We start from the raw sequence: 22,914 nt of genomic DNA on the forward strand, positions 1-22,914 counted from the left end.
CGTTCAGACGTGCACCTCTTTCTACGGGAGGGATTTTAGATGCCATTAAAGCTTCCGGATTTGTTTCGCACTTTCTCAAATCAGACAAGAATTGAAATAGTTACGATGCTGATGGACAACTTCCTAACTGCTTCAGAAATTGCGTCGCTACTTCAAATAGATTTGTCAACTGTATACAGACATCTGCAGCAAATGAAGAAGCTTGGGATACTTACTTCAAGACATTTGCATGGCGTTGAGAGATTCGACTTCAGTTCTCCACACATTTTCAGAATGCTTGATGAGGCAATCTCCTTCATAACGGAACTTAAGGGATTCAAGCCAATTTCCTGCTCTGAGGGAATATGCAGTTATTATCTGGGGGGCGAGCTTGATGTCATCGAGCCTGACCAGCTTCTCGATATGAGAGGCGAATCTTGTCCAATTCCGGATATTCAAGCAAGAAAGACTCTGGAAAACATGAATCCTGGAGAGGTACTGATTGTTATTGTAGACTATCCGCTCTCGGGGGAGAGAATTCCTGTGTCTATTCAGAAAGAAGGCCATGAGGTAATCAAAAAGATAGTTGATAAATACGGTGATATAAAGATTTATATAAGGAGGAGAGAAAATGCTTGATGCGGTTGTAATTGGTGGTGGGCCTGGCGGTTATGTTTGTGCAATAAGAATTGCTCAGCTGGGTAAGAGAGTTGCGCTCGTTGAAAAGGAACATCTCGGTGGGACGTGCACAAACTGGGGCTGCATTCCAACAAAAGCGATGCTGACTTCGGCCCATTTGTATACCGAAATAGCTGACAAGTCAAAGAGACTTGGAATCGAAATATCCGATCTTGATTATGATCTGAAGAAAATCATGGCTCACATGAATAGAACGATCACGATGTCTAGAAAAGGGATTGAACACCTCTTGAAGAAAAACGAAGTTGATTTCTTCAATGACACGGCTGTGATTAAGGATGCAAAGCACGTCCTCCTGGAGCAGAGAGGGGAGATTCTGGATACGAATAATATTGTTATCGCAAGTGGATCTGAACCCTCCATGTTTAGGCCATTCAGTGAAGTCGAAGGAATCTGGACAAGCAACGACGTTTTTCGAATGGAAGAAATGCCAGAAAGTCTAGTAATTGTTGGCGGTGGTGTTATAGGAGTTGAGTTTGCAACATTCTTCAGTTCATTCGGAGTGAAGACTACTATCGTCGAACTTGCAGACCATATCCTTCCATACGAGGATAGAGATGTTGCCGACGATATTCGAAAGTCATTGACAAGGCAAGGAGTAGAGATAATAGAGAGAACAAAGGTGACAGAGGTGGAGAAGGAGGAATGTACCTTCATTCTGAATGCCGAAGGTGAACAGGAGCTCTCACTCCAGGCTGAGAAAGTTCTTGTCGCAGTCGGTAGGCGACCGAGCATTAGCGAAGACGTAAGAAATCTTGGCCTCGAAATTGAAAGAGGAGTCATTACGAACAGCCGAATGCAGACAAACATTAAGGGCATTTATGCTATTGGCGACATAAGAGCCGGAACAATGCTTGCTCACGTGGCCAGCTACGAGGGGATAGTAGCGGCTCACAACATTGCTGGAGAAGAGATCGAAATGGATTACTCGGCAGTTCCCTCGATTATTTTCTCCAGCCCAGAGGTAGGATCAACCGGGATAAGGGAAGACGACATCGAAGACATGGAGAAAGTAAGTATCGCAAAATTCCCTTTGAGCGCAAATGGTAGAGCAAGAACTGTACTAGAAAACACTGGGTTTGTGAAGGTAATAGCAGATAAGGAAAGTGGAAAGGTTCTTGGTATGAGTATAGTTTCTCCTTCAGCTACAGAGCTAATAATGGAAGGGGTAATTGCGGTCAAGAACGGTTTAACGGTAGAAGAACTTGAGAACTCAATACATCCTCATCCTACGCTATCAGAGACAGTACTTGGTGCCCTAGAGGGTATTGATGGAATGAGCATCCATATCTAAAGTAGTTCCTTAGTTAAGGGCATCCCTTTACAGTCAATGCTTTGGGATGCCCACATTTGCTTTTCTAATGCTGGAAATTCTATGCTCTTCTCTACAACCTTGATTTCTTGATTATGGCTCTTCAGCCTTTTCGTAAGGTTCCTTTCTCTAAATCTTTAAGCAGTAACTAGATGAATATTATCAAAAGGATTCTGAACAGTCTTAGAAGTCTTTCGAATAAATATTCTTCGTCTGGCTGAAGACCTCTGTCTTAGCAAAAGTATGCTTGTAAAACTTCAGATCCAGCTTAATCATTATATGGCCCTCAGTCTCAAAATCGAGTTCAGCCTTAGTTTCGTTTACTCTTGCAGAGAAACCGACTGGCATCTCCATCTCCGGACGAAGGACACAGGCAATAGTTACTCCCGGATAAAACTTGAAGCCAAACTTTCCTTCTATCTCAGGGGATCCGTCAAATTCGATCTTATCAACAAAGGTTGCATTGTGGTCAATAGAGCCCCTTGAATAGCATCTGTCATGAACGCCGTAGAAGTCGATCTTTGCCTCGACTTCATAATGAAATTTCGGAGAAATCCGAATCTCGGGACCGAATTGAAGATCAATGCTTGCGACTTTTGCTTCCATTCCATAGAACAGCTTAATCGGTACGCTGATTTTTACGGGGATTCCGCATACGCTAATGCTTACCTGTGGTTCAGCAATTTTCTCCGTTTGTCCAGTCTTAAACCCTTCCTCTCCAACTATCTCGAGTATCGAAGAGAGTGTTGCCGGAAAGCGAAACGTTCCATTAGAGCTGAATTTGTTCAAAGAAAGATGAAAATCAAGGCTGATATTTGCGTCAAGGATCAGTTTGTTCTTGATTGCAGCCTTCATCTCATCCTCGTCAATGATTGATACATCCCATTCTTTTGTGATCAGGTTTGTTGTTACACTCTCTGCAAAGGCACGATCTCCTTCAGTTCCAAATTTCTGTATGATTTCTGATACATCACCCTCAATGTTCAGTATCAAAGTGCCCAGCGCCTCTTCTACAAAAGCTTCTTCAGTTCCTAGTGTTACTTTTGAAGGGTCGGTATCATTCACGGAAATAACTCTTCCGAAAGAGTCGTTCATTGTGTCAAAAATGTAATCACCGAGAGAGAAGTGAGGGATAGAAGACGTCTTCGAAAACACTATTTGGTTTTCCGATTCACAGGGCTCTTGTAAAAGAAGAGAAGAGTTGATCACAAGCGATCTGGGCACAGAATTGCTAATTGCAATGACGCCTCTTGGAAATCTGGTTGAAGAAACCATTGGCGGTTGCTGGACTCTGAAAAGAACTTTTCTGAAGGAATGAGGGCCGGAGTTCTCTTCATCTGGTATATCGTGTCTAAAGGTTAGAAGATATCCATCGCTAATATTTGGATTGTGCACGCCGGCACCAGACTGATATAAGGCACCGGAGAACAAATCAGTATCAGATAAACTCGAGAAATCCTGAGATCCTTCAGAAACCGGGTGAAAAACAGAGTCAACGCGCTTGATGATTGTACCTTTTGAATCGTAAATCAGATACTCATATTCAATGCCTGTCACATCTATGGATTTGATATAGAGGTAACCAAAGTTTCTCTCTGCAATAGAAGAACCTTCTTCAGGTGTCCACTCCATTCTAAGATCCTGAAACGCAATCAGAGTTCCTTTTCCCAAATGTGAGATCGACATGTCTGAAGGCGAAAAGAGGAGACCACCTCCATAATAAGCACCGTCGTTAAGTTCTTCAAAGGGGACCCTAACGACAACCGGATTATCCACAACAATGCACGAAGAAATAGAAAAGACAACGAAAAATGCTGCTACAAACAACAAAATCGTTTTTGTTAAGCTCTTCACAGCCCACCTCCAGGAAACAAATAAGTCAATGATAAGCTTAAATTCCGCAAGATTAAAAAATAAAGATAATGAAAAAACTATACTATTTGATCAAAAAATATCTCGGTAAGAACCAAGAACATTTATTCACAAAATTACAATATATATTTTAACACATTTTCAAGCCCACGATGAGAATAAAGATAGTCCGAATACTCAAATTAGAAAGCCTTTATTGCCAGCTCTTGCTCTCGAAGTCGCTTACTCCCTTTTCCGCAAGATCCTTGTCAGGAAATTCCTCGATTGCCTTCGCTTCATCGCGTGTATCGGTTGTGAAATATTGTTCCGCAGGAGCAAATACACAGATCTGGGCGGCTCTATATGTTCTAAACCTCATTCCACACTTATCGCAAAGCCCTATGTCCTCAACGTCTCTCCTGAAATTCACTTCCCTATTGTACCTTCTGCAGAAGGATTTGTTCCTTTCGTCGGCAAAGAAATACAAGGCTTGAGGTTGCCTCGAATTCTCCCCTCCGGACAATTCCGCTTCTTCTGAATTCAACCATTTCCAGGACGTTGCGTGAAGCCTTTCAAGATCAAGATCACTCTTTCTCAAAATATTCACCTCTCGTGGCACACCATTTCCTATGAAATGTTATCATGAATGTACCTAATACACGAGGGGGAATGATTTTGAAGAAGTTACTACTAGTTTTCCTGATGGCGATTTTCTCACTGACCCTGTTCGGAACAGAGTACGCCGTTAGGATTACCAAAGATGGGGAAGACGTTCCAGAAGAGTTTTGGATAACCAGAGAAGAAATCGAACAGGCATTTGGCGCGACCGTTGCGAACGCAAGTAGCCAGGGGATAACTCTTGATCCGTATTTCGATAGCTATTACATCCCTAGCGAGATCGGTCTAAAAACGATGATAATACCATACATAGTTGACCAGAAGCTCATCGATTTCTATGCAGAGGAAAACAATCTTCTTCCTTCTGATGAAGAAGTTGAGGCCGAAACGGATACAATGATGGAGATGTACACATCGAATCCTGGGCTGATCGAGCAAATTGAGACTATCTACGGCTCGCTTGAGACCTTCAAAGATGAAATGAGGAGTTACGTATATGCTGCCCTCAAGGCCGAACTCGTTCAGAATTCGGTTGCTCCGCTTACTGAAGAAGCTCTAGCGGTTTACTTTGAGGAGTTCAGGACCGAAATCAAGAACCAGTATGAAACGATTAGGGCACGACACATTCTTGTGACCGATGAATCCACTGCTACTGAGCTCATGAGTAGAATCGAAAGTGGAGAAATCACTTTTGGCGAAGCTGCCCTTCATTACTCCATTGATTCAGGAACGGCTGCCAATGGTGGGGAGCTTGGATCGCTGCAAAGAGGGCAAACTGTGCCGGAGTTTGAAGAAGCTATCCTTACCGCACCAATAGGTAAGCTTTACGGTCCTGTAAAAAGCGAGTTTGGTTTTCACTTAATAATCGTTGAAGAGAGAACAGAGATTAACAGTCTGGCCGATATGGTGAGCTCTCGCAGATATAATGATTTCGTTTCAGGTTATCAGAACGATTCTTACAATCGTTGGTTAGAGAGGTACATAAGCGAAAACAACTTTGACTATGTGATTCTTGATGGTGAACTGCTGTTCTACAAGGAATACGCGGAAGCAATAGGGACAGAAGAGACGGCTAATGAATTCTTCGTCGAAGTTGCCGCAAAAGTCTTCGGTGAAGGAGACTCATCTGCGCAGGTCTCACCCGTGGAGTATGCTGTCTACATCGAGTTGTCTCAAATGTTGGGATACACCGAGAGCATTGACTACGAAGTGGCCGTAAGGTCCTTGTTTGAGATAGGAGAGAAGCGAGGCATGATTGTCCAGATGATGTATGAGCTTGATAGCAACGTTCCTGAAGTTGCAGCTGCTTATTACAACTCCTGGCTAGAGGAACTAGAAATGACGTTCATGAATCAACAGCTTCTTCAGCAGCAGCTGAGCAACTACGGGCAAAGTTTCGTAGATTATGTCTTCAGTACAATTGATGAAATCGAATCGGGACTGGAAGCCACGTTAGAAAGGGAAATGTCTCAGGAAGTCAGAGCAGATATTCTTTACGTTTTGATAAGGAACAACTCTCTATCTCTAGATCTTGACTACAGCCCAGACTGGATTGAAGAGAAGCTCAGTAAAAGGCTCACTTACATGGAAGCGCTAATGGAAGTCGATCCTTCTGAAGAGGCTCAGTTAGAGATCGATTCAATAATCTCAGAACTGGAATACCTTGCTGCAGAAAGGGATAGCCAGAGCGCAACAGACTAAGTTTTCATCAATATGAGTGAAGAACCGGAGAATCAAGCTCCGGTTCTTCTTTTACCGATTTTGCTTCAGCCTGTCAAGCGCAGAGGAATCTGGGGAGGGCTACGATGATACTTGAGGAACCTATGCACCAATTCCTTCTCTCACAGGCTCGACGGCCTTTCTCTTTGAGCCATTGCTGTTATCTGTTCTCTTTTCTTCGAAGAGTCTCGACATGCCCTTCATCAGAAATACGATAGTTAGAATAGCGTTGCCAATGCATGACAAGAGCACAAGATAATGGACAGGGAATCGATCAACAGCAAAACCAAAGATCGCAGAACCTAAAGGAGTTGCAATCTGAGAGAGAATTGAGATCACGGAGAACACCCTGGATCTGTAGCTAGTAGGAACAATCCGGTGAAACAGAGTTTGAAGCGGGGTGTTAACAAATGCATTAAATACTCCCATCACGAGAATCGGCACTCCAAGTGCTGCAAAATACAACCATGAAGCGCCGCCAAAAAGATTCATGAAGTAGGGAAAGAAGAAAGCTGCCAGAACGAAATTGATGACTGTTTCCGTTGCTAGACCTCCAGCAAAGAGACTTCCCTGTCTTCTCTTAGAAAGAACAGTCCCCAGGAGAATGTTTCCTATAAGAACTCCGACCACCCATCCAGACTGAAGGAACCCATATTGTTGGCTGGAAAAACCGACCACAGTTCGCGCGAAAAACGGGAACACAACCGTAAACACCGGTGCCAAAAGGAAATTCGATACCATAGCAAATATCAGAACCATCATCAGTCCCTTTATTCTTCTGAGATAGCTGATTCCCTCAACAATATCGACAAAGACACTCTTTACGGAGACTCTAGATTTCTCAGTTGTTTGTTCGTAAACTATGAAGATCTCACTGATTGCGGATGCGACGAAAGACACTCCGTTCAGAATGAACACTACTTCGATTCCGAAAAGTCCGTAGAGCACTCCACCCAGCGCCGGTCCCACAATATAAGAGATTGAATTTACTGCTCCAAGGATAGAATTTCCTCTCAAGAGCTTGTCTTCTTCGATAATATCCGGAAGCATTGCCGCAGTTGCGGGATCGAAAGAAATATCAAGTGTCGAAATCAACAGCTGAAATATGAAAAGGATAGATATTGTAAGGGTTTCTGCATTTGCCATATAGGCCATGGCGAGAATAGCTGCCCCTCTGGCAAAATCCATGTAGATCATTATTAGTTTCCTGTTGAACCTGTCACCAACTACGCCTGCAATTGGTCCGAAGATAATCCTGGGTATCATAGTAATCACTGCGAACGTGCCCATAATTGCTCCGGAACCAGTTAGGTCAAGGATGTATAGGGGAATTGCCAAAGCCTGAACGCCGCTTCCTATGAGAGAAACTAACCTTCCAACTGAAAAGAGCCAGAAATTCCTTCCCATATCTTTCGCCGCACCACCTTGAATTTATTAAATTATTAGTACATATTATCACATACAGTGCAACAAAATCAAGCTGTAATTTAATAAATATCATTACAAGTAAAAACAATACTAATTATAGTTCAAATTCAGTTATGATTATCAAATGAGTATGAAGATGTCTGCTTTCGGACAGTGCTAAAGTCTGGATGGTCTAAGAGACCGGTGTGGCAGTCGTCACAACACATTAGCCAAATGACTTCACACATTGTATATGTGTTCTGCATCGAAGAGGTTATACCAATATGTCCGCGATTCTGTCGTGTTCTTGTATAATAAAGGCGTTCGAGTGATTTCAGGGTTTGCCTGGAAGAACAATTGAATTTTGAGGATCTGTGAAGTGCGCTTCAATACGAAAGAGATGCGATTACGAACGAAATCAACTCCAGATAAGGATTTCATTCACTACTGGCGAACAGTATGTTTGGAAGAGAATCGTAATTGTGCTGACGAAGTGAGTTCTTAGACCAATTCTTTCGACGGATCTCTGTGAAGATCAAAAGAATACAACAGGCTTTCAGGACAGAATCACTTTTGTTAGACCGACTAAGCAACAGTAACTCTTTAAATCACGTCACTTCGGACGATTCTTTTTCATATAATAGTGGAGAAAAGGCATCGGCAATTACCGCGAAATGATAAGTTTATCCATGAGAGGTGATAAACGTGAAAGCGCTTTGGAAGGGAAAAGTCATTGCAGAGAGCAACCAGACAATCGTAATTGAGGGTAATCACTACTTTCCTCCCGGGACAGTAAACAGAGCTCTTCTTGAACACAGCGATTTAACTACCATATGCCACTGGAAGGGTGAAGCTCACTATTACAACATCATTGTTGACAGCGAGAAGAACGAGAACGCTGCCTGGTACTACCCCGAACCACTTGAAGGAGCATCAAACATCAAGGATTTCGTTGCGTTTTGGAAAGGTGTAAGAGTTGAGTAGACTCTTTGGAGAAGAAAAGCGATGCTCATAGGCATCGCTTTTTTGTTCTTCCTTACAAGACTATTCTTCTGTTTTGTGTTTGGAAAAGCCCTTCTTTAAGAGGTTCAAGGCGGGACCGCCCAGAAAGACCAACACTATCAGAATAAACAGAACTAGTGAAATCGGTCTTGTGAAAAACTGACCCATGCTTCCTCCGGTCTTTATAAGGCCAACTCTTAGATTATCTTCGACCATCGGTCCAAGAATCAAGCCTAGTATCATTGGAGCTAAAGGAACTGATAACCTTTCAAAAAGGAATCCAATCAGACCAAAGATAAGCATTACATAAATATCAAAATAGCTGTTTCTTATTGCAAAAGAACCTATCATTGAAAAGAGGACTACTGCTGTTAAGACTACGCTAGTTTTCATTTTCAGAACGAAGGCGAAAGCCTTTATTCCAAGGTAGCCAATCGGAATTAGCAGAATATTCGCAAGAATCGCAATACTGAAAACGCCATTCACCAAATCGGGGGATTCCGTGAATATTAGTGGTCCAGGCTTCAGACCGTACATGAGCATAGCCCCGAGGACTATAGCGGTTATTGTGTCTCCGGGAACGCCGAAAACCAGCGCGGGAATCCATGTTCCTCCGAGAGCCGCATTGTTCGCGCTTGTTGGAGCAATTACTCCCTTGATATTTCCCTTACCAAAGTCTTCACTGTTTCTTGAAGTCTTTTTCTCTACGCCATAGGCTACCCACGACGCAATATCTGCTCCAGCTCCAGGAAGCGCTCCCACAAAAGTGCCGACAAATGCAGACTTAATAAGCGTCCACTTGTTTTGCCAGATTATTCGAAGAGCTTCGAGCGGAGATATCTTCACCTTCTCTGTAATTGGAGGTAGCTGCAGCTTTGAAGCGCCTTGTTGAACACGCTTCAATACTTCAGAAATGCCGAAGAGCTCAATCATAACTGGGCATAATGCTGAACATCTCGTAACTTGTTGACTCTTAACTGGAGCTCCAGGGCTTTCTTGAATTCTCCTTTTATCGTCTCGTTGTACAGTTCGACTACCGGTTTGGGAAGGGCGTTCGCCAGACCGCAAATCGCGGCATCAGCACCTAACGGCACTGAAGGGATAATGAAGGCTTCGGTACCGCTTATAACAGAAGTCATTCACATCCATGCTAAATTTCGCCGTAGAAGTATAGAAGATCAAACGTGCTGTCTTTTATACCGTAAAGCCCTGCCTCTTTAAGGTTCTTCAGTGTCTCGACATCGATTGTTACACCGGTCGCCTTTGGGTTGTTGTAAATGAAGACGGGAAGTTCAGACACCTCTATCAGTCTCTTGAAAAACCTGATTATGTCTGCCTGAGAATAGGGAAAGTAGAATGGAACAACTGTGGCTACCGCTTTTGCTCCTACATGATTGGCATGTCTAGCGAGTTCGAAAATGTCAGCGAGATTGCTTGCTCCTAATATGAGAAATAACCGGAACTCTTTTGGCAGCTCCTCTTACTGAAAGTTCCGTAACTTTCTTTCATTTACTGTCATGAGTGGACATGATCCATAGGTTCCACAAACTAAAAGGCCTTGAATCTTCTTGGAAAGAAAGTCTATGAGATTGAGATATCTCTTCTCGTCAATCTTTCCCTCTGAGTCAAATGTTGTTAGTACTGGTGGAATAATGCCTTTAAAAGCTCCCATGTTGAACCTCCGAGATTAGAATTTTAGGTATGATAATGATCTTCTAGATAATGAAAGTGTATCGAGTGATTTTTCACCCTCTCTTACCGCAAGGCAAGCGAAGAGCGAATCAACAACCACCATCTGAACACATCTGGAGACAATTGCGTCGGTACGCAAATTCATTTCTTCTGGTACAGATGCAATAATGCTAAGATCTGCTATTTTGGCTAATGTTGAATCCCCAAATCCCGTCAAGGCGATGATTCTTACAGAGTTTTCCACTTTCTGCAACGGTAAAACCACGTCTTTGCTTTCTCCCGAATGAGATATTGCGAAGACACAGTCGTTTTTCTTGAGCTTAGAAAGAGTGACAGCATTCGTATGTGAATCGGGGCAATAAATAGCATCCTTACCGAGAAGATTCAATTTGAAAGACAGATTGTTTGCTATCGATCCCGATACTCCGTAACCGATGCAGATTATTCTTCTGCATTGTTCGATCAGATCGACTGCATCGGGTATCATTTTTCCGATAGAGCTTTTGGTGTTTGCTCTTAAAGCCATAATGCAGCCGTTGAAGATTTTTCTCACGACATCTGACGGTGAATCTTCTATTGTGATGTCTTCGTAAGGGTGATAGAAGGACGACCCAGCGATTTCCGAGGCAAGAGTGACTTTGAATTCATGAAAGCTTTCATATCCTAGCTGTCTGTAAAACCTCACTACTGTTGATTCACTTCCCACTTTCGATCTATTCATTAGCTGAGTTATCGAAAGATTTACTGTTTCGGAGGGATTTTGAAGAATCGCATCCGCTATCCTCTTCATTGTTGGAGTGAAATCAACACTTTCCCTTGCAATTCTGTCAAGAAGATTTCCCAATTGAATCACCCTACATAGAAAAAATTTCTACTATAATCTATCACGATCCTTAGATTTGCCCAAGTCGATTAAGAGAATGTTATTGACGTTTATGAGTAATTATGAGTAATAAGGAGCAAATAATGCCACTTTTGCTCGCCAGGTTGAATTTGATGGGGCGCAATCATCAGAAAAAATTTTTTTTATGATCCGAGATTCTGGCGATTTTTGCACAGTTCTTCCAAAACTGTCGTGCTATTATCTTTGTAGGAATCGATTGCCAACTTTCCCTGGTTGTAGTGATGGACAGGTTAGGCGTTGAAATCTGTAGATTCATATAGTCATGTATTGATAGGAGGAGGATTGACAGTGTCTACTGTTGTGACTTTTGGGGAAATAATGATGCGACTTGCAACTCCATTAGGAGAGAGGTTTGAGCAAACTAAGAACTTCGAGGTTGTCTATGGGGGGGCGGAGGCTAATGTTGCTGTCGCGATTGCGCGTTATGGAGGTAAGAGCTGCTTCGTCTCGAAAGTATCGGACGATCAGTTTGGAGATGCGGCCAAGGGAAACATTTCGATTCATGGGGTGGACACCAGTCATGTTCTGAAAGGCAGCGGTAGATTAGGCAAGTACTTCTACGAACCCGGTTACTCTCAAAGGCCTTCAAAAGTGATCTACGACCGCGACGACTCGGTTTTTTCGAACTCCAAACCCGAAGATTTCTCGTGGGAAGAGATCTTCGATGGAGCGTCTTGGTTCCACTTTACTGGTATCACTCCGGCTTTAAGCGACCGGTTGATCGCCATCTGTGAGATTGCCCTAAAGGAGGCAAAGTTAAGAGGACTAACCGTTTCATGCGATCTAAACTACAGAGCGAGGCTTTGGACCAAGGAAAAGGCGAAGAAAGTGATGACTGAGCTGATGAAATATGTCGATGTTCTCTTTGCGAATGAAGAGGACAGCGAATCTGTCTTCGGTATTAGAGCCGAAGACTCAGACGTGAGCGATGGTCGCCTGAGTGTTGAAGGTTACAAAGATGTCGCAAAGAAACTCAAGAAAAGGTTCGATCTGAAGGCTGTTGCGATTTCTCTTAGGGAGAGTGTTAACGCAAATTTCAACAGATGGTCGGCTTCTCTTCTTTACGGTGAGGAATTCTTGCTTTCAACGAAATACGACATAAACATAATTGACCGTGTCGGAGGAGGAGACGCATTTGCTGCGGGACTTATCTTTGGACTTGATAGCTTGTGGGAGCCAAAGAAAGCGCTTGAATTTGGTGTGGCCGCTTCCTGTCTGAAGCACACGATAAAGGGAGACTTTAACATCGTTTCCAGAGATGAGGTTGAGAAACTACTTGGAGGAAATACCTCGGGAAGAGTAGTCAGATAGGATGGAGACCCAAGACTACCTGCAAAGGTACGACAGATGTGGTTTTGAGCACAGTAATTCGAAGGGGTTAGCACGCTGTCCGGAGTGTAGAAGAATGCTCAAATATATGTACGAAAGAGTTGGAGGGGTAGCTCCTTCTGATTTTTCCGACAGGGGTATCCGTGGACTCTGGAGGTTCATCGATTGCTGCCAGTTAGTGATCTGCGATCTATTGTGACCCTCGGATAGGATGGTTCTCCGTTGGATGAAAGTCAAAGACTCCCTAGGACGCTTGGCTTTTCGGGAAGACTCTCCCTGAAGGATGAAACACAGAATTGCACGGGTACTTACAAAGATCGCCCGGCTACCCTTGAAGTCACCAAAGCTCTTGAGAGCGGAGTTGAAGCTATCGATGTTGCTTCAGATGGCAATGCGGGGCCGCCAGTTGCCACATATTCCGCTAGAGCAGGTCTCGAGTGTATTGTAGTAATGCCGGACAACACACACCCGTCGAAAGAAATACTCAGGTGATGTTATTTGGCGCGAGACTTGTTCTGGTTAGGGATAGTAGTGTGAGTGAATGCATAGATCTGATAGAAGAGCTCACAGCTTCTTCCAACTGGGAAAACCTGACAACGGCGACTTCGGTAAACCCATACCATATCGAAGGAACAAAAACCGCCGCCTTTGAAATAGCAGAGGACTTTGGGTAATACACCCCCGATTGGGTGATAGTTCTGGCAGGCGGCGCCAGTTTGGCAGCCGCAACCTGGAAAGGCTTCACGGAATTGAGGAGCGCTGGGATTATTGACAAGGTTCCGAGAATCTTGATCGTTCAGGCGGAAGGATGCGCACCGGTAGTTAGGGCATTCGGAGGAGGAAGCGACAGGACCGAGAGGTGAGAGCACCCGAATACGAGTGCAACTGCGATAGGTGTGCCTTATTCTCTCGACGGCCATTTGGCACTCGAGGCCATATTTAGCTCTAACGGATTTGCACTCTCTGTGTCTGATGAAGAGATGGTAAAGGCAGTTAAGCTGTTGGCGAAGTACGAAGGCCTGTTTGCCGAACCAACCGGAGCCGCGTCTGTTGCAGGATTTATCAAAGCCCATCGAGCTGGAATAGTTGGTAAAGATTATTCTGCCGTTGCAATAATAACTGGGACTGGGCTGAAAACCATTTTGGCTTTCAAATCAGTCCTTGCTCATTCGAAGATTGTCGGAAGAGACAGTTCTGAGCTTAAAAGGGCCATAGATGAGAATTAAGAAAGTCGTAAAGACGGAACTCTCATGGAAGTCTGGAGTAGCCTGGACAATGAGCTGAAACAGTTATCGTACATTCTCGAGCAAAGGAGACCAGGGAATCGTGGTTTCATGAAGGAGTCGCGAAATAACGCTCCAGAGTCCTGGCTCTCGAAGAATCATCGCTTTGGGGCGGGAGGTTCACTGGTATTTTCCCGCAAGAAGTCTAGTTGATTTATTTCCATACGAAAATCGACCTGAGTGAACTGTCGGTGCTATCACATCCTATTCTTTCTGTTTTCAAGAACCTCGACTATTGCGGAATCGATGTTCGACATCCCTTTGGAGAGCAGAAGCTGAATATTCTCAATAGATCTGTCTAGAGTTGGAGCTATGAAACCCTGATCTGAGTCGATTCCAAGGTTGTTCAGTGAAAGCATCGCGGAACAATAGGCTTCATGTCCTCCAAGGCCTGCCTTCAGGGCGCAGCCTTCTTTGGCACCATCACACATTATTCCCGTTGTGCTCGAAAGGATTGTAAGCATTGCCTGTTCAATGTGCTGTCTTGATCCTCCAAGAAGATATACTATGCCCGCTGTTGCCCCCGTTCCGGCAGCTGTTACACATCCACAGATCGGGGCTACCCTTCCCAACTTCTTCTTGATATAGCCGGAAAACAGGTGGCTTATGGCAACTGCTTTAGCGATATCCTCCTTCCTTTTCTCAAAGTGCAGACCCGTGAGCGCAACAGGGAGAGTCGTAACTATTCCCTGATTCCCGCTTCCTCCGCTACTCATTACTGGAAGCGGAGCACCGGACATTCTCGCTGCCGATGCTGCAAGACAGTATCTTCGAATCTTATATCCAAGACCTTCTTCGTTGTAACTACTGCCTTCTCTTGAAGACAGGATTTTATCAAGTCCAAATCTTGCGATATCAAGATTCATATCTATCCCTTCAAAGATCTTACCTATCTCTCTGTTGTTGATTGCTTCGACCGAATCAAAAACTTCATCAGGAGTGAAATCAATTGTGGCAGAAGGTATTGCCTGCTCCTCAATTGGGAGAGGCATTCCATCGATCTCGATCATCGAGACATTGGTGTGACTACCGGATATCGTGCACCGCACTACATGGTTCTCATCTTCTACGACCGCTTGTATAAACACCCCAGTACGATCAGGATCGCACCTAACGGAGATTGCGCCGTCCTCAATCAACTTTCTGGCAGACTCCACTGACTCAATTCGGCACGGCTTAAGCGCTTCCAGCTGGAGAGCAGCATCTCCACAAATAGCTCCCAACGCAGCCGCAAACTCATTTCCCTTCTCGTTGGTCCCAGGTATTCCAACATACATCCCGTTCTTGTAGATACTCACACTTGTTACAACGCTAATTCTTCTAATGCTACCTTTCAGTTTGCTTGCCGCTGTTGCTGTGCAGAAGGCGACCGCGCCGGGCTCAGTGCATCCGAGTGCAGGCTTCACCTCAGTTTCAAGGTACTCTTCGAGAAAACGCATTCAACACCTCCTCGTCCAGATAATCAAGTCTATCACCGCCCTCAAGTCTAAGGTGACACGATGATCCTTTCATGTTATTACCTACAGAGCAATATACGTATTGTGATCATTGGATCGTAGAGGATCTGAAGCCTTCTCATCCAAGCGGAAGCTATAGAAGAAGCTTTACAACGCTGAAGTAGATGAAAAGTCCAGTTGCATCGACAACGGTTGTAATGAGAGGACTACTGGCGACCGCAGGATCAAGAGATTTATTTGGTCTTAGAGTTGCGATGATATATAATTAATTAATGACGATCAACCGTCTTTTCTGTACTTGGTGGAAGCTATGAGAGCCAATTTCTCTGATCTTTTCACTTCATTAGAGCAGATCACTGAGATCATTACTTCTGGCGGGAGACGCTTCGAGGCTCTTATGATAGCGGGCAGATCCATATCTGCGGATAGTCTGCACCTTTTTAAGGTCGAAAGCTCCCCAAAGGGCTCATATTCTATCGAGCCAGTCTGCGAATGGAGAAGTGAAGCCTCTGATGTTATTAGAGTGGGGAACGGAAGAGTAGAGAGTGGCGAGATCTATAACCTTAAGAAGGCCATCGAAGCAAAGCTTCCCGGCAATACTTCGGAGATCACAGAGAACTCTATGACGATAGATTATTCTGCAGGACAATGTAGATTAATTCTTGTATGCAGAGCTGATTCAAAGAGCAGAGAGTGGAAGGAAGAGGAGAAGAGGTTCCTCAAATTAGTACTTTGTTCAATTCTACTAGAGGCAAGAGGGCGTATCACTGAAAATCATCATGAAGACTGTGAGTTGGCTCTTCAAGAGAGGCTTTTGAGAAGCGATGAACTGCTTAAAAACTTCGAGGGAAATGTTCTTGACATTCTAGCAGTTGCGGATCAACGCTTGATTTTCAAGTATGTGTCACCTTCCGTTTTAAGTACTATGGAGTACTCCCCAGAAGAGCTTTTAGGTACCAATGCGCTTAATCTTGTCGAAAAGAACGATGTTGAAAGGGTTATTGCAGAATCGAAAGCACTTTTTCGAGAGAAGAGACACGGTTCGTTCAGGTACAGAGCAAGAACGAAGAGTGGTCAGGTAATTTGGATGGAGACGGCAGTAAGCCCGTTGTTCGAGGGGGAAAATATCGCAGGTTGGACCATGTCGTCAAGAGAAGTTACGGACGAGATGAAGCTTCAAGCGGAGCTGAAAGCAAGAGACAGTATGATGCTTTTCATGAACGACTTGTACGTTCTCGTCCTGAGCGGAGATAACCTTCAGGAAGCTGCCTCTAAGATTGCAAACCGAGCCTACGAAGAAAAGGGAGTTGTAGGTTGTCGGATTACCTTTAGCGAAGAAGAGCCCTTTGATCTCGAGGTTTCACGAGGAGACACCGAAGTCTTTCCGACAAACGTGAGAACGGACGAAAGAGTGTTCGGTAAGCTTATCAGCAACCACATCTTCGTAGATAATCTGATAGTTGAAGGGAAGGAGTCAAGATACGTCTGCATTGCTCTTGAGTCAAACGATGAAATTGTAGGAACTTTTGAGAGTCTTACAGAAAGAGTAACTGGTCTCACAGAGGAAAGCATAGACCTTTACAGATTGGTCGGCACAACGATGTCGCTCTCACTTAGCAAAATTAAGAACCTTGTTATCACAAAGAGGAATCACATCACCTCAGAGTCCTTAAGAAAGGCAACAGAGGCGATTACAAGGGACTTGAACATGAGGACAGTAATTGAATCTATCGTTGAAGGTCTTAGGCAAGTTATTCCGTTTTACAGCGCCGCAGTTGAACTTGTCGACGGGGACGAGCTTCTCATAGTAGGAGGCAGCTGGCCGGGCAGAGACTGTTTTGTTGGTACAAGATTCACTATGGAGGAGGGAAGTCCAGGTTTCGACGTAGTGAAGAACAAACTGATAGTTCTTGCTGCTGACGCTCAGAAGAAATACCCGCAGTTCAACAAACCGGATTTCTTCTTTATCAAATCGTGGATGGGTGTACCTCTGATTATTGAAGATGAGCCAATCGGGATGATCGCAGTGGACAGTGAGGAAGCGGAGGCCTTCAAGATCCGTCATCTGGAGGCCTTGAAGGCCTTTGCAGATATTGCCGCGATAGGGATAAACAACGCTCGACTCCATGAAGAGGTAAGAGAGCTCTCAATAAGGGACTACCTCACCGGTATTTATAATAGGCGTGGGTTGTTCGAGCTTGGAGAGAGAGAAATCGAAAAATCTAAGCGATACGGAACAGATATGGGGCTCATAATGTTCGATATAGATAATTTCAAGAAATTGAATGACAACCTCGGTCATTTAGCAGGAGACTTTGTTTTGAAGAGAGTGGCGCAGATTTGCAGCAGGATTCTTCGGGCAGCCGACATTTTCGGTAGATACGGCGGCGACGAATTCATTGTTCTCTTGCCGATGACGGATGCGCAAAGAACAGAAGAGGCAGCACTTAGGATATGTCATTCACTTGAAGAATCGGAAATCGTTTTCAACGGTACGCCTATCAATGTGAAAGCAAGCCTTGGAACAGCCTCTCTGAAAGAACACGAAAACGAACTCGAAGATATGATTAAGAGGGCGGACAGGAATCTGTATACATCAAAGGGGCGCGGAGGAAATCGAGTAACCGGGGAACCGGGCAATGGCTAGCAGGGAATGGTAGACTATGAGTGAAAAGCTTAGTGTCGAAGCGCAGTTAAGAGAGAGGAAGAAAGAACTGAGTCTCCTACACAACTTCTCGCGACTTGTGAATGAAGCAGAGGATTCACCTGAGCAAATACTGAAGGGACTTCTAAGGATGTTACCCGACGCATTTCTTGAACCAGAAAATACTTGTGCGGTGATTCTCTTAGAGATAGGGTCTTCGTATCAGAGGTCTTCATGAAGAGCGAACGTTTCATTCGCGAACCAATAAGGATGAGAGGAAAAGAGGTTGGAAGCATCTCTGTATTCTATCGCGGAGAGGGAGAGATAGCTTTTCTTTATGAAGAGGGTCAGATCGTACTTTCGTTGGCGGAACGACTCGGGAAGATTCTTCAAAGAATAGAATCGATGAGAGCTCTTCGTGAAAGCGAAGAACGTTATAGAGTTACGCTTTCAAGTATAGGAAATGCTGTCCTTTCGACAGACGAGTTCAAAATAGTGACATTTGCAAATGATGTTGCATGTGACCTAATCGGTCTGAATGAAGACAAGATAGTCGGCAAGAGGGTTGGAGAGATCATGGATATCTTCAGTGAAGATACTGGAGAACCTGCGAGATTCCCGTGGAGTTCGTTCTGAAAACAGGTAAGAAAATAGGGTTGGTAAATCACACAGGACTAAGATCCAAGAATGGGAAGATTTATTCAATCGCTGATTCGGCAGCACCCATAACAAGGAAAGATGGGGAGACTGCCGGGATAATACTGATCTTTAGAGATATCACTGAGGATAAGAAAGATAGAAGATCAGATCATTCAGAGCGAAGCCAGATATCGCGAACTGATAGAGAAGATGGATGGTGGTCTTCTGATTCTAACAAGTGTAGATGGCGAGACTTTCTTCCTGAAAGACTTCAAATCTCCAAGTAGCGAGAGGAAAGAAGATAATTTGAAACCCATTGGCAGAGAATTGAAGGCCGTCTTTCAAGGTATCGAAAGAACCAAACTGTTTGAAGCTCTTAAGAGAGCCTGGGAGACCGGTATACCAGAGAAGGTTGAAGCTGAGAAGTATCACATGGAAGAGAGCGAGGGCTGGTGGACGAATTACATATATAGACTATCTTCAGGATAGGTTGTACGCTTTGTTACGTCGTAACTGAAGCCATGAGACTTCAGGAATTCAAGGACGAAGGGCACAGTCATCTTTTGAAGTCTTCGAAAGCAGCAGGCGGGAAGGATTTTTCGCTTGATGAATTCATGAAGAAAGTTTTTGAGATTGTGGGTTCTTTTCTGCAGGTTGATCGAGTAGGGGTGTATATGCTGACCGATCTCGGTGAAATTCAACTTGCAATCAGCTTTGACGTCAAGAAAGATAAAGTCAATACAGAGAAATACCGCGCAATGAACAGAGAGTATGCAAATGAATATCTAGATCTGATTAGACAAGACAGAATTCTGAGTGTGTCAAATCTTGAGATTGAGGGAATTAGCCCGTTCATCGATGGTCTTAAGAAAGTCAGAGTACGATCATTGATCGACATTCCTTTGAAGAGAAGGGGTAATATAATCGGCTCTCTATTTTGTGACATGAATACGAATAGAGAATGGACTCCTGATGAGAAGCAATTTGTTGCATCCGTCGGGGATATTCTTACGCTTGCACTTGAAGAAGACGAGCTGATTACCAGCGAGCAGCGTTATGGAGACTTCTTCAGAATGAACGAAGCACTTATACTGCTTCTAGATGCACCTACGGGAGCCATTATCGATGCAAATGCTGCAGCCTGCGAGTTTTACGAGTTCTCAATTGACGAACTGAAAAAGTTTTCCATTGGGGATCTCGCAACGGATAGCAAGGCGTTGGCAGAAGTAGAAAGACTAGCCACTGGAGAGACGCTTCATGCGGTTACCCGACAAAGACAAGCAAGCGGTACTGTCATAGATGTTGAGATCTTTGCCTCGCCTCTAGGTTCTCCTGGGTTGGAAATGCTTATCCTGATTGTTGTGGACATTACAGAAGCGCTCGCCGCAAAGAGCAAACTGGCTGAAGCTCTTAGACAGGTAAACGTTGCTCTGGAGGAGCAGTTGAGTTGGTTAGCAAAGTAGTAGAAGTAAGAGATCCCTATACTGCCGGTCACCAGGAGAATGTTAGACGATTGGCAACCGAAATAGCAGAGAGACTAAGGCTTGGAGAAGATTCCGTCAGAGCTGTAAGAATCGTCGGTCTGCTTCACGATGTGGGAAAGGTTTCTATTCCGGCTGAGATTCTATCTGAGCCTGGAAATCTAACCGATCTGGAGTGGTCTTTGATAAAACGCCATCCAGTGATGGGTTACAAAATCCTTCGCGATGTGAAGTTGGGAGGTCCAATAGCCGATATCGTTAAGCATCATCACGAGAGGGTCACGGAACCAGTTATCCTGAAGGCCTCGCAGGATCTGAACTCTCGTTGGAATCCAAAATCGAGGCTGTCGCCTATTTGGTGGAAGTTATGGTGTCACGCAGACCATATAGGGCATCAAAAGGTTTTGGGGAAGCAATCGAAGAGATAATGAAGAACTCAGGGATACTCTACGACAAAGAGGTAGTAGCAGCCTGTATTGATTTAATAGAAGCCGGGTTCAACATTAAAAGGTCTAACTACAGTAAACTCTAGGTGATATGGAGGTAATGGCATGGATGTAGCGATACTGATTCTTGCGATTTTCGTAGGGTTGGTTTTTTTAGGTCTTGCTGTGAAGCTTGCTTTGTTTGGTCTGCGTGTTATCTTCAGCCTTGCTTTTGTCGGGCTCTTGGTCTTTGCTGTGATATGGCTGCTTTCAAAGATCCTTACACTGTTTTAGAAATGATCGTAGCCACAAGAGTTCTATAGATCTTCATCCGTCCTGAAGAGGTTACTCTCCTTCATGAGTAACCCTTTGGCTAGCAGGCCACGAAACTTTTCCATCCGGTTTTTCTTAGAATAGGTATGCGAATTGGTCTTACTTTTCCTTTTTTCAGGGATCATTCAGGAACCCCATTTTGATGATCGTTTTGTTGAAGGCCGTGAATAACCGAGAAGTAGATGCAACTCCTGATGCCCTCCGTTTCATATGAGTTGGGTACTGTATCTCTGGTGACTGGACCATGCTAGAAGATAGTAGGAAAATGTTGAGAAGAAAGGGAAGAGCAAATACCTGTTTGATCATTCCTGGAATTATAGCTGCGAGTTACACAGCTGGTACCGCGTATTTCTTAATGCCCTATGAGGCAGTGGGGAGAGTCACAAGAGCCTCTCGTGAGTTCCGATGGTTTTGAATGCAGATTTGACAATAAGATTTCTATTGACAAAGTGGCAGGTCGAGACTGGGACTGTTTTCTATCTTGGCGGTCGGAGGTAAGAACCGTTGTCTCAGCTTCTGAATAGGCTCAAGTTGAAGGTATCGTAAGCTTTCTTGTAGAGATGCCGCCAAGTCTGGCTGTTCTTTCTTTGAACATGACTAAGAAAGTTCTTGATAGGAGTTTCCGGATCAACTTTAATTTCGACAGGCCGTTCTCTCGACGGTTCGATGACTTTGGTCTGCGAGTAATGGGGAATCTTTACAGAGCCGACGAATCCTAAAGTAACTTGAACCGAAAACATCTTTGTAAGCAATTCAGTGCGAGTTATCTGTAATCCACTACCGTGGTTCAGAATTCGTCGTTAGTCCCTGTTCTCACAATAAGGATGTGAAACCATCTCTGGTTAAACCTTGCCGACCCTCAGCGATCAAAAGTCAACGGATGTCCAGTTTGCTTGTCTTCCGTTAATTTCTTCTGATATCACGCCCACAACTAGAAGCGTATCCGAATCGATCTCCGTAAATGATCGTGGTTCGAACAACCTAGTACTGAATGCATACTCATCAACTACTTAGCCATTTCCGTCTATCCTAAGCAATCCATAACCTTCATCATTAAGTGCATTATATAAGAGCAGAGCCACGTAGCTCTCATTGCTTTTGAAGAGTGAGATCTTCGCGGGAAATCTCTCATCAAGAACAGTTTCTCTTATCATTTCTCCAGTTGTGTCTATCCATGCGAGAAATCTAACTCCAGCTAAGTCGCTTGCAACTCCCACTACAAGAACAGCGTTTTCAAATTCGATAATTGCCTTTCGTTCAAGATTCAGATACTCAGCACTCACGATCGATTTCTCCAGACAGTCTTTCCAGACTGATCCAGGAGCGCTAACCAGAGTGATTGACTGTCATCCTTCCAGGAATAACTTGTAAGGAAAATGCTTCTGCTTGAATCTGTGCTAACATCGAGAGCCGCATCGAAATTTTTCTTTCGGAAGTCTCTTTCCCACAAAAGCTTCCCCGAACTGTCGGTCTTGATCAGAAAGGCTTGGAAGTAATTCTTGTCGGTCAAGCATTGATCGGCAATCAAGAAGTCATCTCTCGTGGTACATGCCTTCCTTGGCAAATAGTCTCTGTTCTTACCATAGAATGTCTGTCAAATTTGATCCCGTCTTTCTCGACAAGAGTTGCCATAAGCCTTTCACTGCCTGCATTTTCGACACGCGAAACCAGAAGAATACTGCCTTCGTCAGTGACGGTTAGGCATCTGCCGATATCATCTCCGGGAGTTCCGTACTTCTTTACCCACAAGACTTCACCCGAGAAATCGATCTTCAAAACAAGAGTCTCTATATATGGCTCATCGTATTTCTCGAAAGACCGATCATGACTAATCTTTCAGATACTCTGATAACACCGTTGATTTCTTCGGTTCTTGCCGTCTCAAAACTTCCCGAAAAAGCGAGAGTTGTGCGAACAACCGCTGTTGCGTACATAAGCAAAGCGAGTATTCTCATCTTTCGCCTCTCATCAAAGATAGATTACACGCCACATGACTCTTTCTATCTAGAGGTAGTAAAGAACAGCCTCATTATCGGATTGTGATGACTTCTCGTTTGCAGTGAGAAAAACCAGTATGGTAGCGACCTAGAAGCGGCTCTTGCTTATGTATCAAAAGTGGAGTTTTGTTCGCAAAAAAGAA

23 protein-coding genes and 4 pseudogenes are annotated in these 22,914 nt (G+C 44.2%); 15 read left to right on the top strand and 12 right to left on the bottom strand.

Annotated features, from left to right (window positions below):
• Positions 1-39 precede the first annotated feature (39 nt).
• Together V512_RS02235 and lpdA are read left to right on the top strand one after the other, a co-directional pair.
• Positions 40-618 (top strand): sulfurtransferase TusA family protein, encoded by a 579-nt coding sequence (locus tag V512_RS02235; protein WP_099828834.1) that lies wholly within the window; start codon positions 40-42, stop codon positions 616-618.
• Positions 611-1,972, top strand: coding sequence for a dihydrolipoyl dehydrogenase (gene lpdA, locus V512_RS02240; protein WP_099828835.1), 1,362 nt, complete (start codon positions 611-613; stop codon positions 1,970-1,972). Before V512_RS02235 ends, lpdA begins: the two co-directional genes overlap by 8 nt.
• A gap of 201 nt (positions 1,973-2,173) precedes the next feature.
• Here the strand turns inward: lpdA and V512_RS02245 are convergent, their stop codons facing one another.
• Positions 2,174-3,844: a hypothetical protein gene (locus V512_RS02245; protein ID WP_099828836.1), complete on the bottom strand. Its 1,671-nt coding sequence runs from the start codon at positions 3,842-3,844 to the stop codon at positions 2,174-2,176.
• Between the two features lie 211 nt (positions 3,845-4,055).
• Positions 4,056-4,439, bottom strand: coding sequence for a hypothetical protein (locus tag V512_RS02250; protein ID WP_099828837.1), 384 nt, complete (start codon positions 4,437-4,439; stop codon positions 4,056-4,058).
• A 71-nt stretch (positions 4,440-4,510) separates the two neighbouring features.
• Between V512_RS02250 and V512_RS02255 the strand changes: the two genes are divergently transcribed.
• Positions 4,511-6,160: a peptidylprolyl isomerase gene (locus V512_RS02255; RefSeq protein WP_243392217.1), complete on the top strand. Its 1,650-nt coding sequence runs from the start codon at positions 4,511-4,513 to the stop codon at positions 6,158-6,160.
• Positions 6,161-6,280: 120 nt separating this feature from the next.
• Here V512_RS02255 and V512_RS02260 read toward each other — a convergent pair whose 3' ends face one another.
• Positions 6,281-7,585 carry an MFS transporter gene (locus tag V512_RS02260; protein WP_099828839.1) on the bottom strand — a complete coding sequence of 435 codons (1,305 nt, stop codon included), beginning with the start codon at positions 7,583-7,585 and terminating at the stop codon, positions 6,281-6,283.
• A gap of 705 nt (positions 7,586-8,290) precedes the next feature.
• Between V512_RS02260 and V512_RS02265 the strand changes: the two genes are divergently transcribed.
• Positions 8,291-8,569, top strand: coding sequence for a DUF427 domain-containing protein (locus V512_RS02265; protein ID WP_099828840.1), 279 nt, complete (start codon positions 8,291-8,293; stop codon positions 8,567-8,569).
• Between the two features lie 60 nt (positions 8,570-8,629).
• On the opposite strand, the gene V512_RS02270 is transcribed toward V512_RS02265, so the two are convergent.
• The 4 genes and pseudogenes from V512_RS02270 to V512_RS02290 all read right to left on the bottom strand — a co-directional run bounded on the left by V512_RS02270 (position 8,630) and on the right by V512_RS02290 (position 11,123).
• Positions 8,630-9,520 carry a tripartite tricarboxylate transporter permease gene (locus V512_RS02270; RefSeq protein ID WP_099828841.1) on the bottom strand — a complete coding sequence of 297 codons (891 nt, stop codon included), beginning with the start codon at positions 9,518-9,520 and terminating at the stop codon, positions 8,630-8,632.
• On the bottom strand, positions 9,517-9,726 hold the full coding sequence (locus V512_RS15265) for a dihydrodipicolinate synthase family protein (RefSeq protein ID WP_099828842.1): 210 nt from the start codon (positions 9,724-9,726) through the stop codon (positions 9,517-9,519). The genes V512_RS02270 and V512_RS15265 overlap by 4 nt, the downstream gene beginning before the upstream one ends.
• 11 nt (positions 9,727-9,737) lie before the next feature.
• A pseudogene (locus V512_RS14885) lies at positions 9,738-10,259 on the bottom strand (dihydrodipicolinate synthase family protein).
• 15 nt (positions 10,260-10,274) lie between these two features.
• Positions 10,275-11,123: a MurR/RpiR family transcriptional regulator gene (locus V512_RS02290; protein ID WP_165775323.1), complete on the bottom strand. Its 849-nt coding sequence runs from the start codon at positions 11,121-11,123 to the stop codon at positions 10,275-10,277.
• Between the two features lie 348 nt (positions 11,124-11,471).
• Here V512_RS02290 and V512_RS02295 point away from each other — a divergent pair, with 348 nt between their 5' ends.
• From V512_RS02295 to V512_RS02310, 5 genes and pseudogenes are all read left to right on the top strand, one after another.
• A complete protein-coding gene (locus tag V512_RS02295) occupies positions 11,472-12,494 on the top strand; it encodes a sugar kinase (RefSeq protein WP_099828846.1) in 1,023 nt (340 codons plus the stop codon).
• A gap of 240 nt (positions 12,495-12,734) precedes the next feature.
• Positions 12,735-13,004: a pyridoxal-phosphate dependent enzyme gene (locus V512_RS02300; protein ID WP_099828847.1), complete on the top strand. Its 270-nt coding sequence runs from the start codon at positions 12,735-12,737 to the stop codon at positions 13,002-13,004.
• On the top strand, positions 13,004-13,186 hold the full coding sequence (locus V512_RS02305) for a pyridoxal-phosphate dependent enzyme (RefSeq protein WP_103133957.1): 183 nt from the start codon (positions 13,004-13,006) through the stop codon (positions 13,184-13,186). The genes V512_RS02300 and V512_RS02305 overlap by 1 nt, the downstream gene beginning before the upstream one ends.
• A gap of 42 nt (positions 13,187-13,228) precedes the next feature.
• A complete protein-coding gene (locus V512_RS14410) occupies positions 13,229-13,375 on the top strand; it encodes a hypothetical protein (protein ID WP_165775325.1) in 147 nt (48 codons plus the stop codon).
• Between the two features lie 15 nt (positions 13,376-13,390).
• Positions 13,391-13,738 (top strand): annotated as a pseudogene (locus tag V512_RS02310) (pyridoxal-phosphate dependent enzyme); the annotation flags it as partial.
• Positions 13,739-13,992: 254 nt separating this feature from the next.
• On the opposite strand, the gene V512_RS02315 reads toward V512_RS02310, so the two are convergent.
• On the bottom strand, positions 13,993-15,234 hold the full coding sequence (locus V512_RS02315) for an L-serine ammonia-lyase, iron-sulfur-dependent, subunit alpha (RefSeq protein ID WP_099828850.1): 1,242 nt from the start codon (positions 15,232-15,234) through the stop codon (positions 13,993-13,995).
• Between the two features lie 151 nt (positions 15,235-15,385).
• Positions 15,386-15,481, bottom strand: a pseudogene (locus V512_RS15340) (magnesium transporter); the annotation flags it as partial.
• Positions 15,482-15,562: 81 nt separating this feature from the next.
• On the opposite strand from V512_RS15340, the gene V512_RS02320 reads away from it, so the two are divergent.
• The 6 genes and pseudogenes from V512_RS02320 to V512_RS14525 all read left to right on the top strand — a co-directional run bounded on the left by V512_RS02320 (position 15,563) and on the right by V512_RS14525 (position 20,735).
• A complete protein-coding gene (locus V512_RS02320; RefSeq protein WP_099828851.1) occupies positions 15,563-17,899 on the top strand; it encodes a diguanylate cyclase in 2,337 nt (778 codons plus the stop codon).
• A 231-nt stretch (positions 17,900-18,130) separates the two neighbouring features.
• Positions 18,131-18,532: a GAF domain-containing protein gene (locus V512_RS02325; protein ID WP_099828852.1), complete on the top strand. Its 402-nt coding sequence runs from the start codon at positions 18,131-18,133 to the stop codon at positions 18,530-18,532.
• 213 nt (positions 18,533-18,745) lie between these two features.
• Complete coding sequence (locus tag V512_RS02335) at positions 18,746-19,024, top strand: hypothetical protein (RefSeq protein ID WP_133117309.1); 279 nt, start codon at positions 18,746-18,748, stop codon at positions 19,022-19,024.
• 74 nt (positions 19,025-19,098) lie between these two features.
• Positions 19,099-19,998 (top strand): GAF domain-containing protein, encoded by a 900-nt coding sequence (locus tag V512_RS02340; protein WP_165775327.1) that lies wholly within the window; start codon positions 19,099-19,101, stop codon positions 19,996-19,998.
• Positions 19,983-20,548 (top strand): annotated as a pseudogene (locus V512_RS02345) (HD domain-containing phosphohydrolase). Before V512_RS02340 ends, V512_RS02345 begins: the two are co-directional and overlap by 16 nt.
• Before the next feature lie 19 nt (positions 20,549-20,567).
• Entirely contained in the window at positions 20,568-20,735 is a 168-nt protein-coding gene (locus V512_RS14525; protein WP_146024480.1) for a DUF4175 domain-containing protein, read from the top strand.
• Positions 20,736-21,784: 1,049 nt separating this feature from the next.
• Here the strand turns inward: V512_RS14525 and V512_RS02355 are convergent.
• The 3 genes from V512_RS02355 to V512_RS14530 all read right to left on the bottom strand — a co-directional run bounded on the left by V512_RS02355 (position 21,785) and on the right by V512_RS14530 (position 22,729).
• Complete coding sequence (locus V512_RS02355; protein ID WP_099828858.1) at positions 21,785-22,057, bottom strand: hypothetical protein; 273 nt, start codon at positions 22,055-22,057, stop codon at positions 21,785-21,787.
• 241 nt (positions 22,058-22,298) lie between these two features.
• On the bottom strand, positions 22,299-22,550 hold the full coding sequence (locus V512_RS02365) for a hypothetical protein (RefSeq protein WP_099828860.1): 252 nt from the start codon (positions 22,548-22,550) through the stop codon (positions 22,299-22,301).
• A gap of 11 nt (positions 22,551-22,561) precedes the next feature.
• The gene (locus V512_RS14530) at positions 22,562-22,729 is read right to left on the bottom strand and encodes a hypothetical protein (RefSeq protein WP_165775328.1); all 168 of its coding nucleotides are present in this window, start codon (positions 22,727-22,729) and stop codon (positions 22,562-22,564) included.
• Positions 22,730-22,914: the final 185 nt, after the last annotated feature.

Source organism: Mesotoga sp. Brook.08.105.5.1, from assembly GCF_002752635.1.
Taxonomy (GTDB): Bacteria; Thermotogota; Thermotogae; order Petrotogales; family Kosmotogaceae; genus Mesotoga.

Coding starts and splice junctions, on each gene's coding strand:
- V512_RS02235 (WP_099828834.1), top strand. CDS start 40: ATGCCATTAAAGCTTCCGGATTTGTTTCGCACTTTCTCAAATCAGACA.
- lpdA (WP_099828835.1), top strand. CDS start 611: ATGCTTGATGCGGTTGTAATTGGTGGTGGGCCTGGCGGTTATGTTTGT.
- V512_RS02255 (WP_243392217.1), top strand. CDS start 4,511: ATGATTTTGAAGAAGTTACTACTAGTTTTCCTGATGGCGATTTTCTCA.
- V512_RS02260 (WP_099828839.1), bottom strand. CDS start 7,585: ATGGGAAGGAATTTCTGGCTCTTTTCAGTTGGAAGGTTAGTTTCTCTC.
- V512_RS02270 (WP_099828841.1), bottom strand. CDS start 9,520: ATGATTGAGCTCTTCGGCATTTCTGAAGTATTGAAGCGTGTTCAACAA.
- V512_RS15265 (WP_099828842.1), bottom strand. CDS start 9,726: ATGACTTCTGTTATAAGCGGTACCGAAGCCTTCATTATCCCTTCAGTG.
- V512_RS02305 (WP_103133957.1), top strand. CDS start 13,004: ATGTTATTTGGCGCGAGACTTGTTCTGGTTAGGGATAGTAGTGTGAGT.
- V512_RS02315 (WP_099828850.1), bottom strand. CDS start 15,234: ATGCGTTTTCTCGAAGAGTACCTTGAAACTGAGGTGAAGCCTGCACTC.
- V512_RS02320 (WP_099828851.1), top strand. CDS start 15,563: ATGAGAGCCAATTTCTCTGATCTTTTCACTTCATTAGAGCAGATCACT.
- V512_RS02325 (WP_099828852.1), top strand. CDS start 18,131: ATGAAGAGCGAACGTTTCATTCGCGAACCAATAAGGATGAGAGGAAAA.
- V512_RS02335 (WP_133117309.1), top strand. CDS start 18,746: ATGGATGGTGGTCTTCTGATTCTAACAAGTGTAGATGGCGAGACTTTC.
- V512_RS14525 (WP_146024480.1), top strand. CDS start 20,568: ATGGATGTAGCGATACTGATTCTTGCGATTTTCGTAGGGTTGGTTTTT.
- V512_RS14530 (WP_165775328.1), bottom strand. CDS start 22,729: ATGAGAATACTCGCTTTGCTTATGTACGCAACAGCGGTTGTTCGCACA.